We start from the raw sequence: 20,570 nt of genomic DNA, 5'->3' as shown, positions 1-20,570 counted from the left end.
CCGTATGCAACAACCTTGGCTGGTATTGCGCCGCAGGTCGCGTAAGATCGGTGCCAAAGGGGTAAACCCTTGCAGGCATAGTACCCGATGCAGATATTCGTCGCTTTCGTCTTTCTGGTCCTGATTATCGCCCTTGCCGTGCAGGTGGCGGTGTCCGGCGCGTTCCGCAAGCGCGGGGTGCGGCTGGTGGCGAAGCTGCATGAAGGCCCGCTGCCGCGCAAGATCGCCGGGCTGCCGCAGCCGGTGCTGGAATTTGCCGTGCGCTGCGGGGCCGAAAGCGGCACCAAGCTGCGCATCGCCAGCCTGACCCAGACGGGAGAGCTGCGGGCGAAACAGGGCGGACCCTTCGCAAAGGTCGCCGCCTGGCAGGCGATCACGCTCGGCGCGCCGGGTTTCGTCTGGCTGGGCCGGCAGGACTGGGGGCCGTTCCCGAAGCTGCGCATCCTTGATGCCTATGTCGCGCGCGAAGGGCGGCTTGAGGTGCGGCTTCTGGGCTCCATCCGCGTGGCCGAGGCCTCTGGCCCTGCGCTGACGCTGGGGGAGGCTTACCGCTATCTCGCCGAACTACCCTGGGCGCCGGACGCGATCCTGGGCAACCCGGACCTCGAATGGCGCCTTGTCGCGCGCAATATCGCCGAGGTGCGGATGGCCACGCCCGCCGGCCCCGCGCGGGTCAGCTTCCGCTTCGACGCAGCGGGGGACATTGTCGAGATGGAGGCGAAGGAGCGTCCCGCGCTCGACCCCGACGGGACCGAGCATCGCCGCCCCTGGCGCGGCTATTTCAAGGATTACCGCCGCATCGGCCCGCGCCGTATCCCGGCCTCGGCCGAGATCGGCTATGTCTATCCCGACGGGTATGAACCCTATTGCCGCCTGAGCGTGACCGACTATCACCTCGCGCCCTGAGCCGCGCGGGCGGTCCCCCGCCATGATCGGCCGAAATCGCCACGCCCCGCCTTTCCCCGAGGCCCGCGCTGCGCTACGCCTGTTCCATGGCGACCGCTCCCCGATTCATCCACCTTCGCGTTCATACCGAATACTCGCTGCTTGAAGGGGCGGTGCGGCTGAAGAAGCTGCCCGGCCTTTGCGACAAGATGAACATGCCCGCCATCGCGGTCACCGACACCAACAACATGTTCGCGGGGCTTGAGTTTTCGGTCTCGGCCAAGGGGGCCGGGGTGCAGCCCATCGTCGGCTGCCAGCTCTCGCTTGACTATGACCCCGCGCAGCAGGGCGAAAAGCCGCGCCCGCCCGCGCCCGTCGTCCTTCTGGCGCAGGACGAAGCCGGGTACATGAACCTGATGAAGCTGAACACCTGCCTCTATCTGCGGGGCGACGGGACGCTGCCGCATGTGACGGTGGATGAGCTTCAGGGCCATGCGGAGGGGTTGATCTGCCTGACCGGCGGGCCGGATGGCCCCATCGGGCGGCTCTTGCAGGCCGGTCAGGTCGCCAAGGCCGAGGCGCTGATGCTGCGCCTTGCCGCGATCTATCCCGACCGGCTTTATGTCGAACTGCAACGCCATCCGGGCGAGGGCGGGCAGTACACCGAGGCCGAGCAGGCGACCGAACGCGGCCATATCGACATGGCCTATGCGATGAACCTGCCCCTGGTCGCCACCAATGACGTCTACTTCCCGAAACCGGACATGTATGAGGCGCATGACGCGCTGATCTGCATCGCCGAGGGCGCCTATGTCGACCAGCAGGAACCCCGCCGCCGCCTGACGCCGCAGCATTACCTGAAATCGCCCGAGGAGATGGCGGCGCTGTTCGCCGATCTGCCCGAGGCGCTGGAAAACACCGTAGAAATCGCGCGCCGCTGCACCTTCGGCGTCTACAAGCGCAAGCCGATCCTGCCGCGTTTCGCTGATGACGAGGTGCAGGAACTGCGCCGTCAGGCAAACGAAGGCTTGCAGGCCCGCCTTGCTGTCATCCCCCATGCCGTCAGTGTCGAGGATTACCAGAAACGCCTGGACTTCGAGCTTGGCATCATCGAGCAGATGGGCTTTCCCGGCTACTTCCTGATCGTCGCCGACTTCATCAAATGGGGCAAGGATCACGACATTCCGGTGGGGCCGGGGCGGGGGTCGGGCGCGGGCTCGCTCGTCGCCTATGCGCTGACCATCACCGACCTTGACCCCTTGCGCTATTCGCTGCTGTTCGAACGCTTCCTGAACCCCGAACGGGTCTCGATGCCGGACTTCGACATCGACTTCTGCATGGACCGCCGCGAAGAGGTGATCCGCTATGTGCAGGAACGCTACGGGCGCGAGAAGGTCGGCCAGATCATCACCTTCGGCGCGCTTTTGTCCAAGGCCGCCGTCCGCGACGTGGGCCGCGTCTTGCAGATGCCCTATGGCCAGGTCGACCGGCTGTCGAAGCTGATCCCGGTCGAAGGGGTAAAGCCGGTTTCCATCGAAAAGGCGCTGGCCGACGAACCCCGCCTGCGCGAAGCCGCGAAGGCCGAAGAGGTCGTGCAACGCCTTCTGGACTACGGCCAGCAGGTCGAAGGGTTGCTCAGGAACGCCTCCACCCACGCCGCCGGTGTGGTGATCGGCGACAGGCCGCTGGATGAGCTTGTGCCGCTTTATCAGGACCCAAGGTCCGACATGCCCGCGACGCAGTTCAACATGAAATGGGTCGAACAGGCCGGGCTGGTGAAGTTCGACTTCCTCGGGCTGAAGACCCTGACGGTGATCCAGAACGCCGTGGACCTGATCCGGGGCGGCGGCCGGCATCTGCACATCGCCGCCGACGGGCGGGAGCTGTACGTTCCACCGGAGGGCGCGGAGGATCAGATCAACGCCATCCCGTTGGAGGATGAGCCGACCTATCGCCTTTACGCCAGCGCCAGGACGGTCGCGGTGTTCCAGGTGGAAAGCTCGGGCATGATGGATGCGCTTCGGCGCATGAAGCCCACCTGTATCGAGGACATCGTGGCGCTGGTGGCACTTTACCGTCCCGGCCCGATGGAGAACATCCCGACCTATTGTGACGTGAAGAACGGCGTGAAGGACCTTGAATCCATTCACCCTTCCATCGACCACATCCTTGCAGAAACGCAAGGTATCATCGTCTATCAGGAACAGGTGATGCAGATCGCGCAGGTCATGGCGGGCTATTCGCTTGGCGGCGCCGACCTGCTGCGCCGCGCCATGGGCAAGAAGATCGCCGAGGAGATGGCGAAGGAACGGCCGAAGTTCATCGAGGGGTCAACCGCGAACGGCGTCGATAAGAAGAAAGCCGGGGAAGTCTTTGACCTTCTTGAGAAATTCGCCAACTACGGTTTCAACAAATCGCACGCCGCCGCCTATGCCGTGGTCAGCTACCAGACCGCCTGGCTGAAGGCGAACCACCCGGTCGAATTCATGGCCGGCGTGATGAACTGCGACATCCATCTGACTGATAAGCTTGCGATTTATGCCGAGGAGGTGCGCCGGGGGCTTGAGATCGGGATCGTGCCGCCCTGCGTCAACCGCTCTCTCGCGACCTTCTCGGTGACGGACGGGCAGATCGTCTATGCGCTGGGCGCCTTGAAGAACGTCGGCGTCGAGGCGATGCGGATGATCGTCGAGGCGCGCCGCGACGGGACGGGGGGCGACAAGCCCTTTGCGACACTCTTCGACTTCGCCCGCCGCGTCGACCTGAAGCGGATCGGCAAGCGGCCCTTGGAGATGCTGGCCCGCGCCGGTGCGTTCGATCAACTCGACCCCAACCGCGCCCGCGTCTTCGGCGCGCTTGATGCGCTGTCGGCCTATTCGGCGGCGATTCACGAAGGCCGCGCCTCGGCCCAGGTGTCGCTCTTTGGCGAGGCGGGGGACGACCTGCCCGAACCGCGCCTGGCCAATTGCGATGACTGGATGCCCGCCGACCGGCTGGCGCAGGAACATCAGGCGATCGGCTTCTATCTGTCCGGTCACCCGCTGGACGACTACGCCCCCGCGCTGAAGCGCAAGGGGTTGATGACGCTGGCCGATCTGCAACAAAAGGCGGAACGCGACGGGGCGGCGGTGGCGCGTGTCGGTGTCCTTGTCTCCGGCCTTCAGGAACGCAAATCCGCGCGCGGCACGCGGTTCTTCCGCATGAACATCTCCGACCCCTCGGGGCAGGTCGCCGGGATTGTCCTGTTCCCCGAGGATTTCGACGCCTGCCGCCGGGTCTTCGACCAGACCCCGCAGGTTGTCATGTCGCTTGAGGCGCGCTTCAACGAAGGCCAGTTCGACCCCGTCGCCCGGTCCGCCGCGCCGATGGAAGGCGTGGTGGCCGATGCGGGCGGCGCTGGCTTGCGCATCCATATCGACAGCGATCAGGCCGTCGCCTCGGTCGCGGCGCTGCTGAACCGCATCCGGGAAGAGGCGAAGATCCGCACCCGCGGGCCGATCCTGTTCTGCATCGCCAATCGCGAGACGGGCGAAGAGGTCGAGGTCGCCACCGGCCCCGATTTCCCCGTCAATCCGCAGATCAAGGGCGCGATCAAGGCGATGGCGGGGGTGCTTCTGGTGGAAGAAATCTGAACCCCGAAAGGTGGTGCCATGTTTGGAAAGATCGGTCGCGCGCTTTTTGTCCTGATCCCTCTTGTCCTGCTGGGGCTGCTGGCGCTGCGACTGCTGCATCCGCTGCCCGACGCCGCCCAGCGTCAATCGAGCGGCGCCATCCCCGCCAGCGACCGGACCGCCCTTGGTGCCGCCGTGCTGCCGCTGGCGTCCGCACATCCCGGCACCTCGGGGATCTATCCGCTGGGCAACGGCGTCGATGCCTTTGCCGCCCGCGTCGCCCTTGCCCGCGCGGCCGAGGCCTCGATCGACGCGCAATATTACATCTGGGCCGATGACCTGACCGGCATCCGCCTGCTGGCAGAGCTTCAGGACGCCGCCAACCGGGGCGTTCGCGTCCGCCTGCTGGTCGATGACAACGGCACCCCGGCGCTGGATCAGGAACTTGTCGCGCTTGACGCGCTGCCCACGGCGGAGGTCCGTTATTTCAACCCCTTCATGATGCGCAGCCCGCGGGTTCTGAACTATGCCTTCGACTTCTTCCGCCTGAACCGGCGGATGCACAACAAAAGCTTCACCGTGGATGGCGCCGTGACCATCGTCGGCGGGCGCAATATCGGCGATGTGTATTTCGAGACCGGGGCAGGGCATCTTTACTTCGATCTCGACGTGCTGGCTGCTGGTCCCGCCGCCGCCGATGTAGGCGTCGATTTCGATCGCTACTGGAACAGCGCCTCGGCCTTCCCCGCCGCGATGCTGATCACGGCAGAGGACGATGCCGCCGACCGGCTTGCCGCGCGGGACGCGGTGGTCAGGACCTCCCCCCAGGGCGTCGCCTATGCGGCGGCGGCGCGCGATGCGACGCTGGTCGGGCAGATCGAAAACGGGGCGCTGTCCTTCGAATGGGTGCCTGCCAAGCTGTTCAGCGACGACCCCGCCAAGGCGCAGGGTCTGGTGGATGGCCAGGGCCTGATGATCCGCAAGCTGATGGATGAGATCGGCGTGCCGGAACACTCGGTCGATCTCGTCTCGGCCTATTTCATTCCCGGTGAGAAGGGGGCCGACAGCCTGGCTGCCTTCGCCCGCTCCGGCGCGACGGTCCGCACGCTGACCAACGCGCTTGAGGCGACCGATGTGGTGCCGGTCCATGCCGGATATGCCCGCTATCGCGACACGCTTATCGACGCCGGGATCGGGGTGTATGAACTGCGCACGGAAGGCGGCGACCGCAAGTCGGTCAACGATCTTGGCATCACCGAACTGTCCACGGCCGCGCTGCATGCGAAAAGCCTGTCGGTGGATCGCAAGCGCGCCTTCATCGGGTCGTTCAACTTCGATCCGCGATCCAAGCAGCTGAATTGCGAGATGGGGTTCCTGATCGACAGCCCCGCCATCGCGGGCGGCATGTCCGACTGGCTTGACGCCAGCCTGCCGCGCCTGGCGTGGAAGGTCACGCGCGGGGCGGGGGGCGGGCTGGTCTGGACCAGCCGGAATGCCGACGGGGCCGAGGTGACATCGACGGTTGAGCCGAACACCACCGCCCCCGTCCGCGCCATCGTCACCGTTATCGGCTGGCTGCCGGTGGAGTGGCTGCTGTAGCGCGCCCCCGCTTACAGCCGCCCGCCGAAGGCGCGCACGAAGCTGACGGCAAGGATGATGCGCATCAGGTGGTGGGCGGTGACATAAAGGATCGACATGTTCAGGCTGAGCGCGATCAACCCCATCTCCACCAGCCCGCCCGGCGCGAAGGCCAGGAAGACGGCCCGCGCCGGTTCGCCGACCAGCCCCGCGATCAGATAGGCCAGCGCCGCCGCCCCGCCGATGGTCAGCGTCCCGTTCATCAGCGCCAGCCCCAGCGCGTCAAGGATGCGCCGCTTCGGCATCCCCGCGAAGCGCACGCCCAGCGAGGTGCCGATCACCACCTGCGTCGCCGCGACCAGCCATGCGGGCGGCACCGACTGCGTCAACCCCGCCACATGGGCGGCGCCGGAAAACAGGATCGGCCCCAGCACATGCCCGGCGGGCAGTTTCAGGCGCAGCCCGACCGCCGCGCCCACGACCGCGCAGGCCAGCAGGATCGCCACATCCGCCGCCCCCATCCCGTGCCCAGCCACCGCCGCACCGCCTGCCGAGCCGACGGCATGGCCCTCCATGACCGTGAAGCTCAAGGGGACCACGACGATGGTCAGGATCAGCCGCAGGAATTGCAGCATGGAAAGCATCTGGATGTCCGCCCCGGCCTCTTCCCCCATCTGCACGGTTTCCACCAGCCCGCCGGGCGCGGTGCCGTAAAGGGCCGTCTTGCGGTCGATCCGCCCCGTCGCCGTCAGCATCCGAAAGCCGAGGTAGTGCATGACCGGGATGTAAAGCCCGAGGATCATCAGCGAGGGGATCCATTCCCAGGCCTGTTGCAGAATCTCCGGCCGCGCCGCGCCGCCGATGGCGACGCCGATCACCGGGATGAAGATCATCCGTATCTTCTGCGGCGCCTGTGGCAGGTGGCCAAAGGGCTTCAGGTCGAAAAGCGCCGCCGCGCCCACGGAGAGGAGAGAGCCGAGCAGCATCGGCAAGGGCAGGTGCAGCGCCTTCGCAAGCATCCCGCCCGCGCCGCCGATGACATAGGTCAGAAGGACGGTCGGCCAGTGCGGGGTGCCGAAGGCGCGGATGAAAAGCGACATGGGATAGGTCCGGGGATGGGTCCGGGCAATGCCCATTCCCTGTCAGGAACCGCCCGGCGGCGCAAGCCCCCCTGGGCTGACCGCCGCATCGCCATGGCCCGGCCGCGAAGGATTGACTGCATTCAGCGGCGCTGCGGACGTGTCGCCCTGATCCCGGATCGCCAGCGCGCTGACCCGGAACCAGCGCGAAAAGGCCCGCACCTCTGCCCCGCCGCCTTCGAGAAGAAGCGCGCGCTGCCGGATCGCCGTCCCCAGTGGCAGATGCCCAAGCCAGACCTGCGTCATCGTGCGGATATGCGCCGTCACCTCAAGATCGGTCCCGTAATCCGGGTCGCGGACGCAGATTTCCACCTCGCCGCCCCGGAACAGAAGCCAGAACCGGCCCCGCTGCGCCGGAACGCCGAGGAAATGGAAAGACACGACAAAGGTCCGCCCCTCGGGGATACCCGCACCGTCGACCCTGCGCCGGATGTTCCACATCAGCAGATCGGGATCGAGGTTTTCGTCCCTCGTCATGTCGTCCCGGCTATGCGCCTGCGCCCAGCGTCCCATGCTTTCAAGAACGGGGAACAGCGCCAGCCCCGCTTCCGTCAAGCCATAGACCGTCCCGCCCTCTGCACGGTCGCAGTGGACGATGCCGTGATGCTCCAGCTCCTTCAGGCGCCGGGACAGGAGCGCGCTTGAGATACGCGGCAGGCCGCGGCGCAGATCGGAATAGCGGGTGCTGCCGAAATAAAGCTCCCGCACGATCAGCGGTGTCCAGCGGGTCGTCAAGACCTCTGCCGCCCGTGCGATCGGGCAGAACTGGCCATATCCCTGACGCTTGCCCATGACCCGAAGCCTAGCGCGCCCGCCCGCACCCGGCAACTTCACTTTATGAACTTGAGCGCGCGGCCCGGCGGCCGACAATGGCGTGATCTCCCGGCAGCCTTTCGGTCTGTCGGCGCACACCGGACATGCGAGGTGAGACCAATGGACAAGCAGGAACGCTACGACGCCTGGGCGGAAGGCGGCAATTACGAGCAATACATGGGCCGCTGGAGCCGCCTGATCGCGGCCCGGTTCCTCGACTGGCTGAAGGCGCCGGTCGCGGCGGACTGGCTAGAACTGGGTTGCGGTACCGGCGCGCTGACCTCGGCGATCCTTGAGCGCTGCGCGCCCGCTTCGGTTTTGGCGACGGATGCGTCCGGGGACTTCCTCGGCCACACACAAGGTGCCATCACCGACCCGAAGGTCCGGTTCCAGACCGCCGTGGCCGAGGATCTGGCGCTGGGGGACGGCTGCGTCGATGTCGTGACCTCGGGCCTTGTCCTGAATTTCCTGCCCGACCGTAACGCCGCCCTGGCTGAGATGTGGCGCGTGCTGCGCCCCGGCGGGTGGCTGACCTTCTACGTCTGGGATTACCCTGACGGCGGCCTCGGCTTCGTCGATGCCTTCTGGAAGGCGGCGGCCGATATCGACCCGGCGGCGTCGGAGCTTGACGAGGGCGCGCGGTTTTCCTTCTGCACCGAAGACGGGCTGGCGGCGCTCTGCCACGGGGCAGGGATCGCGGCGCCGGAGATCGCCCCGATCGGGATCGTGACGGAGTTCGCCGATTTCGAAGCCCTCTGGCATCCCTTCACGCTCGGCACAGGCCCTGCGCCGGGCTATTGCGTCAGCCTGGCTGAGGACCGGCGTCTGGCCCTGAAGGCGCGGCTGCGCGAACGCCTGGGGCCGGACGCGCCCTTGCGCCTTGCCGCGCGGGCCTGGGCGGTGAAGGCCCGGCGTCCGGGATAGGCCGATGGAGGGCGAACGCGGTCCTGTCGGCTATCTGTCCCGAACGGCGCTGGAGGCGTTGGAGGAGGTGCATATCCGCCACCCCCTGAACCCGGCCTCGGATGTCTTCCTCCGCCGTCTGGCGCCGGTTTTCGGGTTGAAGCGGCTGGCGCTGTACCTCGCGCGGGTTCCGCCAGGAAAGGAAAGCTTCGCCTGCCACCGCCACTACCATGACGAGGAGTTTCTGATGATCCTCTCCGGCCGTGGCCGGGCCGAGATCGGCGACAGCAGCGTCGAGGTCGGCCCCGGCGATGTCATGGGCTTCACCGCCCCGGACGGCCCCCCGCACCACCTGACCAACCCGTATCGGGACGACCTGATCTACCTGATGGGCGGCGAAAGCAGCGGGTTCGATGCCGCGCAGTTCCCGAAAACGGGGCAGCATCTGGTCTTCGCGGGGACGACGATCCTGTTGCTCCACGATGCTACCCTGCAAAAGCTCTGCCTAAATGACTGGATGGCGGCGTCGCCGGGCGGAGCGGAGGGGGAAGGGTAAGCGGGGCCGGGTCGCCCGCCTGCCCCTTCCCCCCAAAGGGGCAATGTTTCGCCCGCTCACGCAGATGTATTGGCTTTCCCTCTAAAAGCCGGGTAGAATCGCTGATAACAGGGCCGCGAAAGACGGACCGGAACCGGCGAGCAGACATTCATGGATACCCAGACTATCGCGATGGCGCAGGACATCGACTTTTCCCTGCTGGCGCTTTTCTGGCGCGCCTCCTTCATCGTCAAGCTTGTGATGATCCTTCTGACCGTGGCCAGCTTCTGGTCCTGGGCGATCATCGTGCAAAAGTTCATCTCTTACCGGCAGGCCCGGCGCGAGGCGGCGGTCTTTGACCGCGCCTTCTGGTCGGGTGAGCCGCTGGATGAGCTTTTCGACCAGATCGGCCCGCAGCCCGAGGGCGCGAGCGAGCGGATCTTTGCCTCCGGCATGGTCGAGTGGCGGCGCAGCCACCGGCAGGACGGGGCGCTTATCACCGGCGCGCAGGCGCGTATCGAACGGTCGATGGATGTGGCCATCGCCAAGGCGACCGAAAACCTGACCCGTGGGCTGCCCTTCCTGGCCACCGTCGGCTCTACCGCGCCCTTCGTCGGCCTTTTCGGCACTGTCTGGGGGATCAAGGTCGCCTTCGAACAGATCGCGATCAGCCAGAACACCTCGCTCGCCGTCGTGGCGCCGGGCATTGCCGAGGCGCTGGTGGCGACCGCGCTCGGCCTTGTCGCGGCGATCCCGGCGGTGATCTTCTACAACAAGCTTTCGACCGACAGCGACCGTATCATCGGCGGGTATGAGGCCTTTGCCGATGAATTCTCCACCATCCTCTCGCGCCAGCTGGACGCCTGAGCGATGGGGGCTGGCGTCATCAAGGGCGGGGGCGGCGGGCGCCGCCGTCGCGGCTCGCGCGGGAAGGCGGCCGTCATGTCGGAAATCAACGTCACGCCCTTCGTGGACGTGATGCTGGTCCTTCTCATCATCTTCATGGTCGCGGCGCCCTTGCTGACCGTGGGGGTGCCGCTGGAACTGCCCAAGACCGCCGCGCAGGCGGTGGCGACGGAACAGGAAGAGCCGCTGACCATCTCGGTGCAGGACGATGGGTCGATCTCGATCCAGAACACGCCTGTTGCCGAGGGCGAGCTGATCGACCGGCTGCGCGCCATCGCGACGGAACGGACCAGCGACAAGCTGTTCCTGCGTGCCGACGGGCGCATCCCGTATGAGCGTGTCGTGCAGGTCATGGGCGCGCTGAATTCGGCCGGCTTTACGAACATCACGCTCGTCACCGATGCCGGAGGCCCGAATTTCGGCGGGCAGGCGGCGAACTGAGGGGGCGATGGGGCTGATGCCCATGGACCGTTCGGAACGGATCGGACTGATCGTCTCGGGGGGCGCGCATGCGGGCGCGATCCTCTGGCTGCTTGTGGGCGGGATCTTCTTTTCGCACGACATGCCGCCGCCCGTCGCCACGGCCGAAGTGTCGCTGATGTCGCAATCCGATTATGACGCGATGATCGCCGCCGCGCCAAAGGCGGCGACGGAGGCACCGCCCCAGCCTTCGCTGCCCGAACCGCCGCAGGCGGAGCCGACGCCCCCCGCGCCGGAACCCGACACCCAGTCCGACCCCGCGCCGCAGCCGCAGCCCGAACCGCAGCCCGAACCCGATGCAAGCCCGGACGTGACCGAAATCGCGCCGCCGCAGGCCGAGGTGGCGGACACGCCGCCGACGCCCCCCACGCCGCCAAGCGAACAGGTGGCCTCGGCCGACATCGTCACCCCCGCGCCGCAGCCGAAACCCGCCGACATCGTCGCGCCGACGCCGAACGAGGCGCCCGACCGCCCGGCCGAGATCGCCCCCGACAAGACGGTCGAGGTCGCGCCGGAGCCGACGACGGACCCCTTGCCCGAGCCGCAGACCGAAGCCGCCGCCCCGAAAGAGACGGGCGACGTGCTGAAGACCGAGGAGAACAAGGACAAGGTCGCCTCGGCCGCGCCCGAAGCCTCCATGCGGCCAAGGTCCAAACCGGCCAAGCCGAAGCCCGCCGAGGCGGCACCGGCGGAAGCAAGGCCCGCCCCGACCGAGACCGCCGAAGCGCCCGCGCCGACGGAGGCACCGACCGACGCCGTTGCCGACGCGCTCAGCGAGGCCCTTGCAGGCGAACAGTCCGACACGCCCGCGCCCGGCACCGGCACAGCCGCCTCTGGCCCGCCCATGACGGGCGGTGAAAAGGACGCGCTGGTGATCGCGGTCAAGCAATGCTGGAACGTCGGATCGCTGTCGACCGATGCGCTGAACACGGTGGTGACGATCGGCGTGACGATGGAGCCGGGCGGCAAGCCCGTCAGCGGGTCGATCCACATGATCGGCTTCGAGGGCGGCAGCGAGGCATCGGCCAGGCTTGCCTATGAGGCCGGGCGCCGCGCCATCATCCGCTGCGGCCAGAACGGCTACCCGCTGCCGGCAGAGAAATATGACCAGTGGAAAGAGGTCGAGATCACCTTCGACCCGGAAAAGATGAGGATGAAATGACACCCCATCGCCTGTTGCCCCATCGCCCCTTCGCATGGCGGGCTTTCGCCGACCGGATGGAACCGGGGCGCGCCGCGTTGAATTCACTCTCGAACCGGACAAGATGGGGCCGCGCCGCGGCGATCCATGCGGCCGGCATCAAAGCCAACGATCCCAGGGAAGGGAAAGCCATGACCTTCATCCGCTCGCTTTGCGTAGCCCTCGCGCTGACCGGTCTTGCCGGGATGGCGGCCGAGGCGCAGACCGGCCCCTTGCGCATCACCATCACCGATGGCGTGATCGAGCCTTTGCCCTTTGCCGCCCCGCAGTTCATCGCGGAAAACCCCGGCGCTGCCGAGGTCGCGGCGCAGATCTCGCAGGTGGTCGCGGCCGACCTGACCGGCACCGGCCTGTTCCGCGAAATCCCGGCCTCGGCCTTCATCAGCCCGGTGACGAGCTTTGAGGCGCCGGTGGCCTATGCCGACTGGAAGGCGATCAACGCGCAGGCGCTGATCACCGGGGCGGTCTCGGCCGGGACGGACGGGCGGATCAACGTCAAGTTCCGGCTTTACGACGTCTTTTCCGGCGCGCCCCTTGGCGACGGGCTGCAATTCGGCGGCGGGCAGGGTGACTGGCGGCGCATGGCGCACAAGGTCGCGGACCAGATCTATGCCCGCATCACCGGCGAAAGCCCCTATTTCGACAGCCGTGTGGCCTATGTCGCCGAAAGCGGCCCGAAGGATCAGCGGCTCAAGCGCCTTGCGATCATGGATTACGACGGCGCCAACGTGCAGTACCTGACCGACAGTTCCACCATCGTGCTGGCCCCGCGCTTCTCGCCCTCGGGCGACCGGGTGCTTTATACCTCGTTCGAGACCGGCTTTCCCCGCATCAAGCTGATGGACCTTGCCAGCGTCTCTTCCCGCGCGCTGGCCGAGCTTCAGGGCAACATGACCTTTGCCCCGCGCTTTTCGCCCGATGGCGGGACGGTGGTCTTTTCGCTGTCGCAGGACGGCAATACCGATCTTTATGCGATGAAGCTGTCCTCCGGCGCGACCACGCGGCTGACCAACGCGCCGTCGATCGAGACGGCACCCTCCTTCTCCCCCGACGGGTCGAAGATCGTCTTCGAAAGCGACCGTTCCGGCAACCAGCAGCTTTACGTCATGTCGGCGGGCGGGGGGGAGGCGACGCGGATCAGCTTTGGCGAGGGCCGCTATGGCACCCCGGTCTGGAGCCCGCGCGGCGACATGGTCGCCTTCACCAAGCAGAACGCGGGCCGCTTCCACATCGGCGTGATGCGCACCGATGGGTCGGAAGAGCGGCTTCTGACCGCCTCTTTCCTCGACGAAGGCCCGACCTGGTCACCCAATGGCCGCGTCATCATGTTCACCCGCGAAGGCGCGGGCGCGGCGGGTGTGGCGCAGCTTTATTCGGTCGATATTTCGGGCCGGAACCTGAAAGCGGTGCCGATGCAGGGCGGGGCGTCCGACCCGGACTGGTCGCCGCTGCTGCCGTAGGATGGGCAATCTTGCCCATCCCGACGGGGCGGAAGCCGACGTTCCCAAAGACCGAACCCGATGATATGATAACGGCCATCGAGCCAAGGAAAGAGGCGGTAAAACCGATGAACAAACTGAACTCCCTTCTTCTTGTCGCGGGCGTCGTCGCGCTGGCGGCATGTAACAACCCCGACCGCTATGGCGCGGGCGGGGCGGGTGCGGGCGGCATGGGCGCGGGCGGCATCAGCCAGGGTGGTCTTGGCGACCCGAGCGATCCGAACTCCATCGCCTATTTCAACCAGACCGTCGGCGACCGGGTGCATTTCGCCGTCGACCAGTCCACGCTCTCGCCCGAGGCGCAGACGACGCTGACCCAGCAGGCGAACTGGCTGAATTCCCACCCCGCCTACACCGCGATCATCGAAGGCCATGCCGACGAACAGGGGACGCGGGCATACAACCTCGCGCTGGGCGACCGCCGCGCGAATGCCGCGAAGAATTTCCTGATCGCCAATGGCGTCGCCGGGACCCGGCTGCAAACCGTGTCCTACGGCAAGGAACGCCCGCTGGCCGTCTGTTCGGATGAGGCCTGCTATACGCAGAACCGCCGCGCCGTGACGGTTCTTGGCGCCGCGGGCGGCGTCTGAGGCAGGGGCGATGATGCGGGTGCTTCTTCTGTCCCTCGCGCTGGTGGCGGCCCCCGCCGCCGGTTTCGCGCAGGCCAAGGCCGAGACGCTGGCCGATATCCGGGGCCAGCTGCAAAGGCTGGCCGACGATCTCCAGGCGCTGCGCTCCGAACTTGTTCAGGGGGGCGCGCCCGCGATGCAGGCGGCGGGCGGGGCCTCGGCCCTTGACCGCATGAACGCGATGGAGGCGGAGCTGTCGCGGCTCACCTCCCAGACCGAACAGGTTCAGAACCACGTCAACCGGGTGGTGTCTGACGGCACCAACCGGATCGGCGATCTGGAATTCCGGCTGTGTGAGCTGGAAGAGGGCTGCGATCCGTCGAACCTGCCGATCACCCAAAGCCTTGGGGGCGCGCCCGCCGGCGGTTCCCAGGGCACGGCCCCGGTCGTCACCACCCAGCCCGCGACGGGCGCCGGGGCTGGGGCGCCGGAACTGGCCGTGGCCGAACAGGCGGACTTTGATCGGGCGAAGGCGGCGCTCGATTCCGGTGACTTTCAAGGCGCCGCGGACAAGTTTACGGCCTTTACCCAGTCCTATCCGGGCAGCCCCCTGATGGGGGATGCGCAATATTACCGGGGCGAGGCGCTGGAAAAGACCGGCGACACCGCCAATGCGGCGCGCGCCTATCTGACGGCGTTCTCGGGCGCGCCCGACGGCCCGCGCGCGCCGGGCGCGCTTCTCAGGCTTGGCGCGACGCTGGGCGCGCTGGGCCAGACGCAAGAGGCCTGCGTCACGCTGGGCGAGGTCGGAACCCGGTTCCCCACGGCGCCAGAGGCGGTCGAGGCGGCGGCGAACATGCGCAACTACGGCTGCCAGTGACGGGCGAAGGCTGGCCGCTGTCCGAGGGCGCGGACGCCTTCCTTCTGCATCTGCCCGACTGGGCCTTTCCGCGCGTTTGGCCGGAAAGGTTCGGTGTCGCCGTGTCGGGCGGCAGCGATTCCCTTGCGCTGCTGCACCTTTTCGCGCGCATCCAGGCCCATCGCGGCGGCACGCTTCATGCCGTCACCGTGGATCACCGCCTGCGGCCCGAGGCGGCGGAAGAGGCGCGGTTCGTCGCCGGGATTTGCGCCGGGCTGGGCGTCAGCCATGACACGCTGGTCTGGGACCATGGCAGGATCGACGGCAACCTTCAGGACCAGGCGCGGCGCGCGCGCTATGACCTGATCGGCGCTTGGGCGCGGGATCGGGGGATCGGGTCGGTCGTCCTGGGCCATACCGCCGACGATCAGGCCGAAACCTTCCTGATGGGCCTTGCGCGCGGCGCCGGGATCGACGGGCTTTGCGGCATGCGCCGGGGCTGGGAGGAAGGCGGCATCCGCTGGCTGCGCCCCTACCTGACGGTGCCGCGCGCCGACCTGCGCGCCTACCTGACCCGCCACGGAATCACCTGGGTCGATGACCCGTCGAACGCCGATGACCGCTTTCAGCGCGTCAAGGCCCGCAAGGTTCTGGCCGCGCTGAAGCCACTGGGCATCACGGTCGAGGGGCTGTCTGCCGTCACCGACACGCTTTCGATCGCACAAGGCGCGCTGAAATCCGCGGCGGTCGAGAGGGCATCCGCCATCCTGCGCAGCGCGGCGGGGGAGGTGATCCTTGACCGGCAGGGATTCCGGCTGACGCATCCCGAAACCGCCCGCCGCATCCTGATTGCCGCGCTGCGCTGGGCATCCTCTGCCGCCTACGCCCCGCGCGCGGTGCAATTGGACCGGCTGCAACAGGCGATCTGGCAGGGCCGGGACGCGACGCTGTGGGGCTGCCGTTTGCGGGTCAGCGAGACCGAAATCCGCATCACGCGCGAACCGAAGGCGGTTGCGGCGCTGGCTACCCCGACCGACGCGATCTGGGACGGGCGCTGGCGCCTGACCGGCCCCCATCACGCGGATTTGCGCATCCGTGCGCTGGGCGCCGAGGGGCTTCGCGCCTGCAAGGCATGGCGCGATACCGGCATCAGCCGCGCCGCCCTGGTCGTTTCCCCGGCGGTCTGGCGCGGAAAAACGCTTGTCGCGGCGCCGTTTGCAGGGCATGGGGCGGGCTGGACGGCGGAAATCGTCACAGGGCAACCTTGCACGCTGATAACGCATTGAACCCGGCGTTCTAATGTCTATTTTAGAGAAAAGGCCGCGCCTTCGCCGGAGCGGCCCGCATACGTTTGGAGGAAATCCCCTTGGGTAACGCGAGAAACATCGCATTCTGGGTCGTCCTGTTCGTCCTGATCCTCGCGCTGTTCCAGCTTTTCGGCAACGGCCAAAGCACGATGAACGCGCGCACGCTGACCTATTCGGACTTCGTCCAGAAGGTCGACAGCGGTGAGGTCAGCGCCGTCGTGATGGATGGCGAACAGTTGCAGGTCCAGACCAAGGACGGTCAGACCTATGTCACCGTCAAGCCGCAGGGCGACGCGCTGAACGATCAGCTGGTGACCGACCTGATCGCCAAGAAGGTTTCCGTCCGGGCCGAGCGTCAGCAGCAATCGGGTTTCTTCTCGATCCTCTCGCTCTGGCTGCCCTTCCTGATCCTGATCGGCATCTGGATCTTCTTCATGAACCGGATGCAGGGCGGCGGACGCGGCGGCGCGATGGGCTTTGGCAAGTCTCGTGCGAAGCTGCTGACCGAAAAGCATGGCCGGGTGACGTTCGACGACGTGGCGGGCATCGACGAGGCCAAGGAAGAGCTTGAGGAAATCGTCGAATTCCTCCGCAACCCGCAGAAGTTCAGCCGTCTTGGCGGCAAGATCCCGAAAGGCGCGCTGCTCGTCGGCCCTCCGGGGACGGGTAAGACGCTTCTTGCCCGTGCCATCGCGGGGGAGGCGGGCGTGCCGTTCTTCACCATCTCGGGTTCGGACTTCGTGGAAATGTTCGTCGGCGTCGGCGCGAGCCGTGTGCGCGACATGTTCGAACAGGCCAAGAAGAATGCCCCCTGCATCGTGTTCATCGACGAGATCGACGCCGTCGGCCGCAGCCGTGGCGTCGGCTATGGCGGCGGCAATGACGAACGCGAGCAGACGCTGAACCAGCTTCTGGTCGAGATGGACGGTTTCGAGGCGAACGAGGGCATCATCATCGTCGCGGCCACCAACCGCCCCGACGTGCTGGACCCCGCGCTTCTGCGCCCCGGCCGGTTCGACCGTCAGGTGCAGGTGCCGAATCCCGACATCAAGGGCCGGGAAAAGATCCTGTCGGTCCATGCCCGCAAGGTGCCGCTTGGCCCCGATGTGGATCTGCGCATCATCGCGCGCGGCACGCCGGGCTTTTCCGGCGCCGATCTGGCGAACCTTGTCAACGAAGCGGCGCTTCTGGCCGCCCGCGTCGGTCGGCGCTTCGTGACGCTTGAGGATTTCGAGAAGGCCAAGGACAAGGTCATGATGGGGCCTGAGCGCCGGTCGATGGTCATGACCGAGGACGAAAAGAAGCTGACCGCCTATCATGAGGCGGGCCATGCCATCGTCGGCATCCACGTCCCGCAGCACGACCCGGTCCACAAGGTCACGATCATCCCGCGTGGCCGGGCGCTTGGCGTCACCTTCTACCTGCCCGAACGCGACAAGCTGTCGATGACGCGCGAAAGCGCGCTGTCGAAACTTGCCTCTGCCATGGGTGGCAAGGCGGCCGAGGAACTGGTCTTCGGCCCGGAAAACGTGACCAACGGCGCCAGCAGCGACATCCAGCATGTCACCCGCCTGGCCACCGCGATGGTCAGCCAGTGGGGCATGTCCGACAAGCTGGGCAACATTAACTACACCTCGACCCAGGAAAGCTTCCTTGGCGCGCAATCGCAGTGGAACGCCTCAAGCGAAAGCCGCGAGATCATCGACCAGGAGGTGCGCCGCCTGGTGGATGAGGCGTATGAGCGTGCCAAGTCGATCCTGCGCGACAACTGGCAGGAGATGGAGAATCTCGCCCAGGGCCTTCTGGAATATGAAACCCTGACGGGCGAGGACATGATGCGCGTCATCCGGGGTGAGCCGCCGAAGTCGGACACCGATGAGGATGACAATTCCGACAAAGGGAGCGCGGTTCCGGCCGTCACCGCCATCCCGAAGACGAAAAAGCCGCGCACCCCCAAGGGCGGGCTTGAGCCTGAACCCTCGGCGTGACCTGAGGCTGACGAAAAGACAGCGGGGCGGGATGCGGCAAAGGCCACGTCCCGCCTTCCTGCATAAGGGAGGACGGGCCTGCATGAAGGAGCGACGGGAATGACCGCGCGTGGCGCCGACTGGAACCCCGAAACCTATTCGCGCTTTCGCGACCTGCGCCTCAGGCCCGCGCTGGACCTTCTGGGCCGGGTGGGGGACCTGCCGGACGGCGCGGCGCTGGACCTCGGCTGCGGCAACGGCGCGGCGGGGCCTGCGCTGGCCCATCGCTACCGGCCGGGGCGGCGGCTGATCGGCCTTGACGCTTCGCCCAACATGCTCGATGCGGCAGGGGCAAAGGGCTGCTACGACGATCTGATCCCCGCCGACGTCACCGAATGGCGGGCCGATACCCCGCTGGCGCTGATCTTCTCCAACGCCGCGCTGCAATGGCTGCCGGATCACGCGGGCCTCTTCCCCCGTCTCGCGGGCTATCTCGCGCCCGGCGGCACGCTTGCCGTACAGATGCCCCGGCAATATGGCGCACCCTCGCACCGCTTCCTGCGCGATTTCGCCGCCGACATGTTCCCCGACCGCTTTCCACTGGCCGACCGGGTCGCCCCGGTGGCGCCGCCGGTCGACTACCACCGGATGCTTTCCCCGCTGGGGCAGGTCGATGTCTGGGAAACCGATTATGTGCAGCGCCTTGCCCCGTCCGACAACGGCCACCCGGTCCGCCGCTTCACCGAAGCAACCGCGATGCGGCCCTACCTCGACCGGATGAACGGGGATGAGATCGCGGCCTTCCTCAGCCGCTACGACAAGGCGCTTGAGGCCGCCTATCCGGTCGAAGCGGACGGTTCCGTCCTTTTCCCGTTCCGCCGCCTCTTCTTCACATTGACCGTTTAGGCCGCAAAGGACCGCCGATGCCCGCGCTTGAGCCGACCGATCACTACGCCACCGTCATCTGGCTGGGCCGCGTTGCCGACCGCGCGGCAAAGCTGTCCTCCGACCCGGCCCGCGCGCTGGACCTGACCTTCGCCGGCGTGACGGGAGAGGCGCATTCGGGCCTGACGCGGCCATCCTGTTCGCGCGTGCTGTCGCAATACCCCCGCGATACCGAGATCCGAAATACCCGCCAGCTGTCGATCGTCTCGGCTGAGGAACTGGCGGCCATCGCCGCCGAAATGGGCCTTGATCGGCTCTCGCCCGACCTCGTCGGTGCCTCCGTCGTGGTCGAGGGGATCGCGGATTTCACCCATGTCCCGCCGTCTTCGCGCCTGCAATCCGACAGCGGGGTGACGGTGACGGTCGATATGGAAAACCGCTCCTGCAACCTGCCGGGACGGGAAATCGAAAGCGTCCACGCGGGCTTTGGCGCCGCCTTCAAACGTGCCGCCGCCGGACGGCGCGGGGTGACGGCCTGGGTGGAACGGGAAGGACGGCTGTCGGTCGGCGACCGGCTGCGCCTGCATGTACCGTCGCAGCGCGGCTGGGCGGGCGCCGTCTAGACCAAGAGCAGCACGGTCGAGGCCAGCATCAGGCCAAAGGCGAAACCCGCATTGATGATGACGGTCGTGATACGCATGTCCGGTCCCCTTTCCTCTCTCTCCCGTCCCCAACGCAGGGCGCCGCCGCGCGGTTCCGTCGCGGATCGGGGGCCGGGATTTCCGATGGGAAACAGCTTCTGGCGATTCCGCGAGCGGATAGGTCGGAAATCAGCCTTCCGACCGGCCAAGCTATCGCTATCACCCGGACAAGAGCCGGTCGCACCGGCGCCTTGGACATTCTGAAGGGAGCGGAGTTATGGGTTTCAAGACGGATATTGAGATAGCGCGTGAGGCTGTGAAGCGACCGATCCAGGAGATCGGGGACAAGCTTGGGATCCCCTCGGAGCATTTGCTGCCTTACGGTCATGACAAGGCGAAGGTTGGTCAGGCGTTCATCCGGTCTTTGGAGGGTCGGCCGGACGGGAAGCTTGTTCTGGTGACGGCGATCAACCCGACGCCCGCGGGCGAGGGGAAGACGACGACGACGGTGGGTCTTGGCGACGGGCTGAACCGGATCGGCAAGAAGGCGGTGATCTGTATCCGCGAGGCCTCGCTTGGGCCGAACTTCGGGATGAAGGGCGGGGCTGCCGGGGGCGGCTATGCGCAGGTTGTGCCGATGGAGGAGATGAACCTTCACTTCACCGGCGACTTCCACGCGATCACGAGCGCCCACAACCTTCTGTCGGCGATGATCGACAACCATATCTACTGGGGCAATGAGCTGAAGATCGACGAGCGCCGGGTGGTGTGGCGCCGGGTGATGGACATGAA

The 20,570-nt window shown here is 66.9% G+C and carries 18 protein-coding genes; 16 read left to right on the top strand and 2 right to left on the bottom strand.

The window, feature by feature from the left end:
• Positions 1–87: 87 nt before the first annotated feature.
• From LX70_RS17930 to LX70_RS17920, 3 genes are all read left to right on the top strand, one after another.
• Positions 88–906, top strand: a complete 819-nt coding sequence (locus LX70_RS17930; protein WP_105516168.1) for a DUF6544 family protein — start codon at positions 88–90, stop codon at positions 904–906.
• An 86-nt stretch (positions 907–992) separates the two neighbouring features.
• On the top strand, positions 993–4,517 hold the full coding sequence (gene dnaE / locus LX70_RS17925; RefSeq protein ID WP_105516167.1) for a DNA polymerase III subunit alpha: 3,525 nt from the start codon (positions 993–995) through the stop codon (positions 4,515–4,517).
• A gap of 18 nt (positions 4,518–4,535) precedes the next feature.
• Positions 4,536–6,095 carry a phospholipase D family protein gene (locus LX70_RS17920; RefSeq protein ID WP_105516166.1) on the top strand — a complete coding sequence of 520 codons (1,560 nt, stop codon included), beginning with the start codon at positions 4,536–4,538 and terminating at the stop codon, positions 6,093–6,095.
• 11 nt (positions 6,096–6,106) lie between these two features.
• Here the strand turns inward: LX70_RS17920 and LX70_RS17915 are convergent, their stop codons facing one another.
• Together LX70_RS17915 and LX70_RS17910 are read right to left on the bottom strand one after the other, a co-directional pair.
• The gene (locus LX70_RS17915) at positions 6,107–7,174 is read right to left on the bottom strand and encodes an AbrB family transcriptional regulator (RefSeq protein ID WP_170076250.1); all 1,068 of its coding nucleotides are present in this window, start codon (positions 7,172–7,174) and stop codon (positions 6,107–6,109) included.
• A gap of 42 nt (positions 7,175–7,216) precedes the next feature.
• Complete coding sequence (locus LX70_RS17910) at positions 7,217–8,005, bottom strand: winged helix-turn-helix transcriptional regulator (protein WP_105516164.1); 789 nt, start codon at positions 8,003–8,005, stop codon at positions 7,217–7,219.
• A gap of 141 nt (positions 8,006–8,146) precedes the next feature.
• On the opposite strand from LX70_RS17910, the gene LX70_RS17905 reads away from it, so the two are divergent.
• The 13 genes from LX70_RS17905 to LX70_RS17845 all read left to right on the top strand — a co-directional run.
• On the top strand, positions 8,147–8,950 hold the full coding sequence (locus tag LX70_RS17905; protein WP_105516163.1) for a class I SAM-dependent methyltransferase: 804 nt from the start codon (positions 8,147–8,149) through the stop codon (positions 8,948–8,950).
• A 4-nt stretch (positions 8,951–8,954) separates the two neighbouring features.
• Positions 8,955–9,485 carry a cupin domain-containing protein gene (locus LX70_RS17900; protein WP_105516162.1) on the top strand — a complete coding sequence of 177 codons (531 nt, stop codon included), beginning with the start codon at positions 8,955–8,957 and terminating at the stop codon, positions 9,483–9,485.
• Positions 9,486–9,635: 150 nt separating this feature from the next.
• Positions 9,636–10,331, top strand: coding sequence for a protein TolQ (tolQ, locus tag LX70_RS17895; protein ID WP_105516161.1), 696 nt, complete (start codon positions 9,636–9,638; stop codon positions 10,329–10,331).
• A 3-nt stretch (positions 10,332–10,334) separates the two neighbouring features.
• Complete coding sequence (gene tolR, locus LX70_RS17890; protein ID WP_105516160.1) at positions 10,335–10,811, top strand: protein TolR; 477 nt, start codon at positions 10,335–10,337, stop codon at positions 10,809–10,811.
• Positions 10,812–10,818: 7 nt separating this feature from the next.
• Positions 10,819–12,012 carry a cell envelope biogenesis protein TolA gene (locus LX70_RS17885; protein WP_245885128.1) on the top strand — a complete coding sequence of 398 codons (1,194 nt, stop codon included), beginning with the start codon at positions 10,819–10,821 and terminating at the stop codon, positions 12,010–12,012.
• Positions 12,013–12,182: 170 nt separating this feature from the next.
• Positions 12,183–13,511: a Tol-Pal system beta propeller repeat protein TolB gene (gene tolB, locus LX70_RS17880; RefSeq protein ID WP_105516270.1), complete on the top strand. Its 1,329-nt coding sequence runs from the start codon at positions 12,183–12,185 to the stop codon at positions 13,509–13,511.
• A gap of 107 nt (positions 13,512–13,618) precedes the next feature.
• Positions 13,619–14,140 (top strand): peptidoglycan-associated lipoprotein Pal, encoded by a 522-nt coding sequence (gene pal, locus LX70_RS17875; protein WP_105516159.1) that lies wholly within the window; start codon positions 13,619–13,621, stop codon positions 14,138–14,140.
• A 13-nt stretch (positions 14,141–14,153) separates the two neighbouring features.
• A complete protein-coding gene (gene ybgF / locus LX70_RS17870; RefSeq protein ID WP_105516269.1) occupies positions 14,154–14,999 on the top strand; it encodes a tol-pal system protein YbgF in 846 nt (281 codons plus the stop codon).
• A complete protein-coding gene (gene tilS / locus LX70_RS17865) occupies positions 14,996–16,264 on the top strand; it encodes a tRNA lysidine(34) synthetase TilS (protein WP_170076248.1) in 1,269 nt (422 codons plus the stop codon). Before ybgF ends, tilS begins: the two co-directional genes overlap by 4 nt.
• Before the next feature lie 80 nt (positions 16,265–16,344).
• Positions 16,345–18,273: an ATP-dependent zinc metalloprotease FtsH gene (gene ftsH / locus LX70_RS17860; RefSeq protein WP_105516268.1), complete on the top strand. Its 1,929-nt coding sequence runs from the start codon at positions 16,345–16,347 to the stop codon at positions 18,271–18,273.
• Between the two features lie 99 nt (positions 18,274–18,372).
• Positions 18,373–19,158 (top strand): methyltransferase domain-containing protein, encoded by a 786-nt coding sequence (locus LX70_RS17855; RefSeq protein WP_105516157.1) that lies wholly within the window; start codon positions 18,373–18,375, stop codon positions 19,156–19,158.
• 17 nt (positions 19,159–19,175) lie between these two features.
• Complete coding sequence (locus LX70_RS17850; protein ID WP_105516156.1) at positions 19,176–19,760, top strand: MOSC domain-containing protein; 585 nt, start codon at positions 19,176–19,178, stop codon at positions 19,758–19,760.
• Positions 19,761–20,055: 295 nt separating this feature from the next.
• Positions 20,056–20,570 (top strand): formate--tetrahydrofolate ligase (locus tag LX70_RS17845; RefSeq protein ID WP_146111592.1); only part of this gene is annotated, 515 nt, incomplete at its 3' end.

It is taken from the genome of Albidovulum denitrificans (assembly GCF_002973535.1).
GTDB lineage: Bacteria > Pseudomonadota > Alphaproteobacteria > Rhodobacterales > Rhodobacteraceae > Albidovulum > Albidovulum denitrificans.
Note: the sequence above shows the minus strand (reverse complement) of the source record. Positions and strands in the feature narration are given on the sequence as shown.

Coding starts and splice junctions, on each gene's coding strand:
- tolQ (WP_105516161.1), top strand. CDS start 9,636: ATGGATACCCAGACTATCGCGATGGCGCAGGACATCGACTTTTCCCTG.
- ybgF (WP_105516269.1), top strand. CDS start 14,154: ATGCGGGTGCTTCTTCTGTCCCTCGCGCTGGTGGCGGCCCCCGCCGCC.
- LX70_RS17930 (WP_105516168.1), top strand. CDS start 88: ATGCAGATATTCGTCGCTTTCGTCTTTCTGGTCCTGATTATCGCCCTT.
- LX70_RS17885 (WP_245885128.1), top strand. CDS start 10,819: ATGGGGCTGATGCCCATGGACCGTTCGGAACGGATCGGACTGATCGTC.
- LX70_RS17900 (WP_105516162.1), top strand. CDS start 8,955: ATGGAGGGCGAACGCGGTCCTGTCGGCTATCTGTCCCGAACGGCGCTG.
- pal (WP_105516159.1), top strand. CDS start 13,619: ATGAACAAACTGAACTCCCTTCTTCTTGTCGCGGGCGTCGTCGCGCTG.
- LX70_RS17855 (WP_105516157.1), top strand. CDS start 18,373: ATGACCGCGCGTGGCGCCGACTGGAACCCCGAAACCTATTCGCGCTTT.
- LX70_RS17850 (WP_105516156.1), top strand. CDS start 19,176: ATGCCCGCGCTTGAGCCGACCGATCACTACGCCACCGTCATCTGGCTG.
- LX70_RS17920 (WP_105516166.1), top strand. CDS start 4,536: ATGTTTGGAAAGATCGGTCGCGCGCTTTTTGTCCTGATCCCTCTTGTC.
- LX70_RS17915 (WP_170076250.1), bottom strand. CDS start 7,174: ATGTCGCTTTTCATCCGCGCCTTCGGCACCCCGCACTGGCCGACCGTC.
- tolB (WP_105516270.1), top strand. CDS start 12,183: ATGACCTTCATCCGCTCGCTTTGCGTAGCCCTCGCGCTGACCGGTCTT.
- LX70_RS17905 (WP_105516163.1), top strand. CDS start 8,147: ATGGACAAGCAGGAACGCTACGACGCCTGGGCGGAAGGCGGCAATTAC.
- LX70_RS17910 (WP_105516164.1), bottom strand. CDS start 8,005: ATGGGCAAGCGTCAGGGATATGGCCAGTTCTGCCCGATCGCACGGGCG.
- tolR (WP_105516160.1), top strand. CDS start 10,335: ATGGGGGCTGGCGTCATCAAGGGCGGGGGCGGCGGGCGCCGCCGTCGC.
- dnaE (WP_105516167.1), top strand. CDS start 993: ATGGCGACCGCTCCCCGATTCATCCACCTTCGCGTTCATACCGAATAC.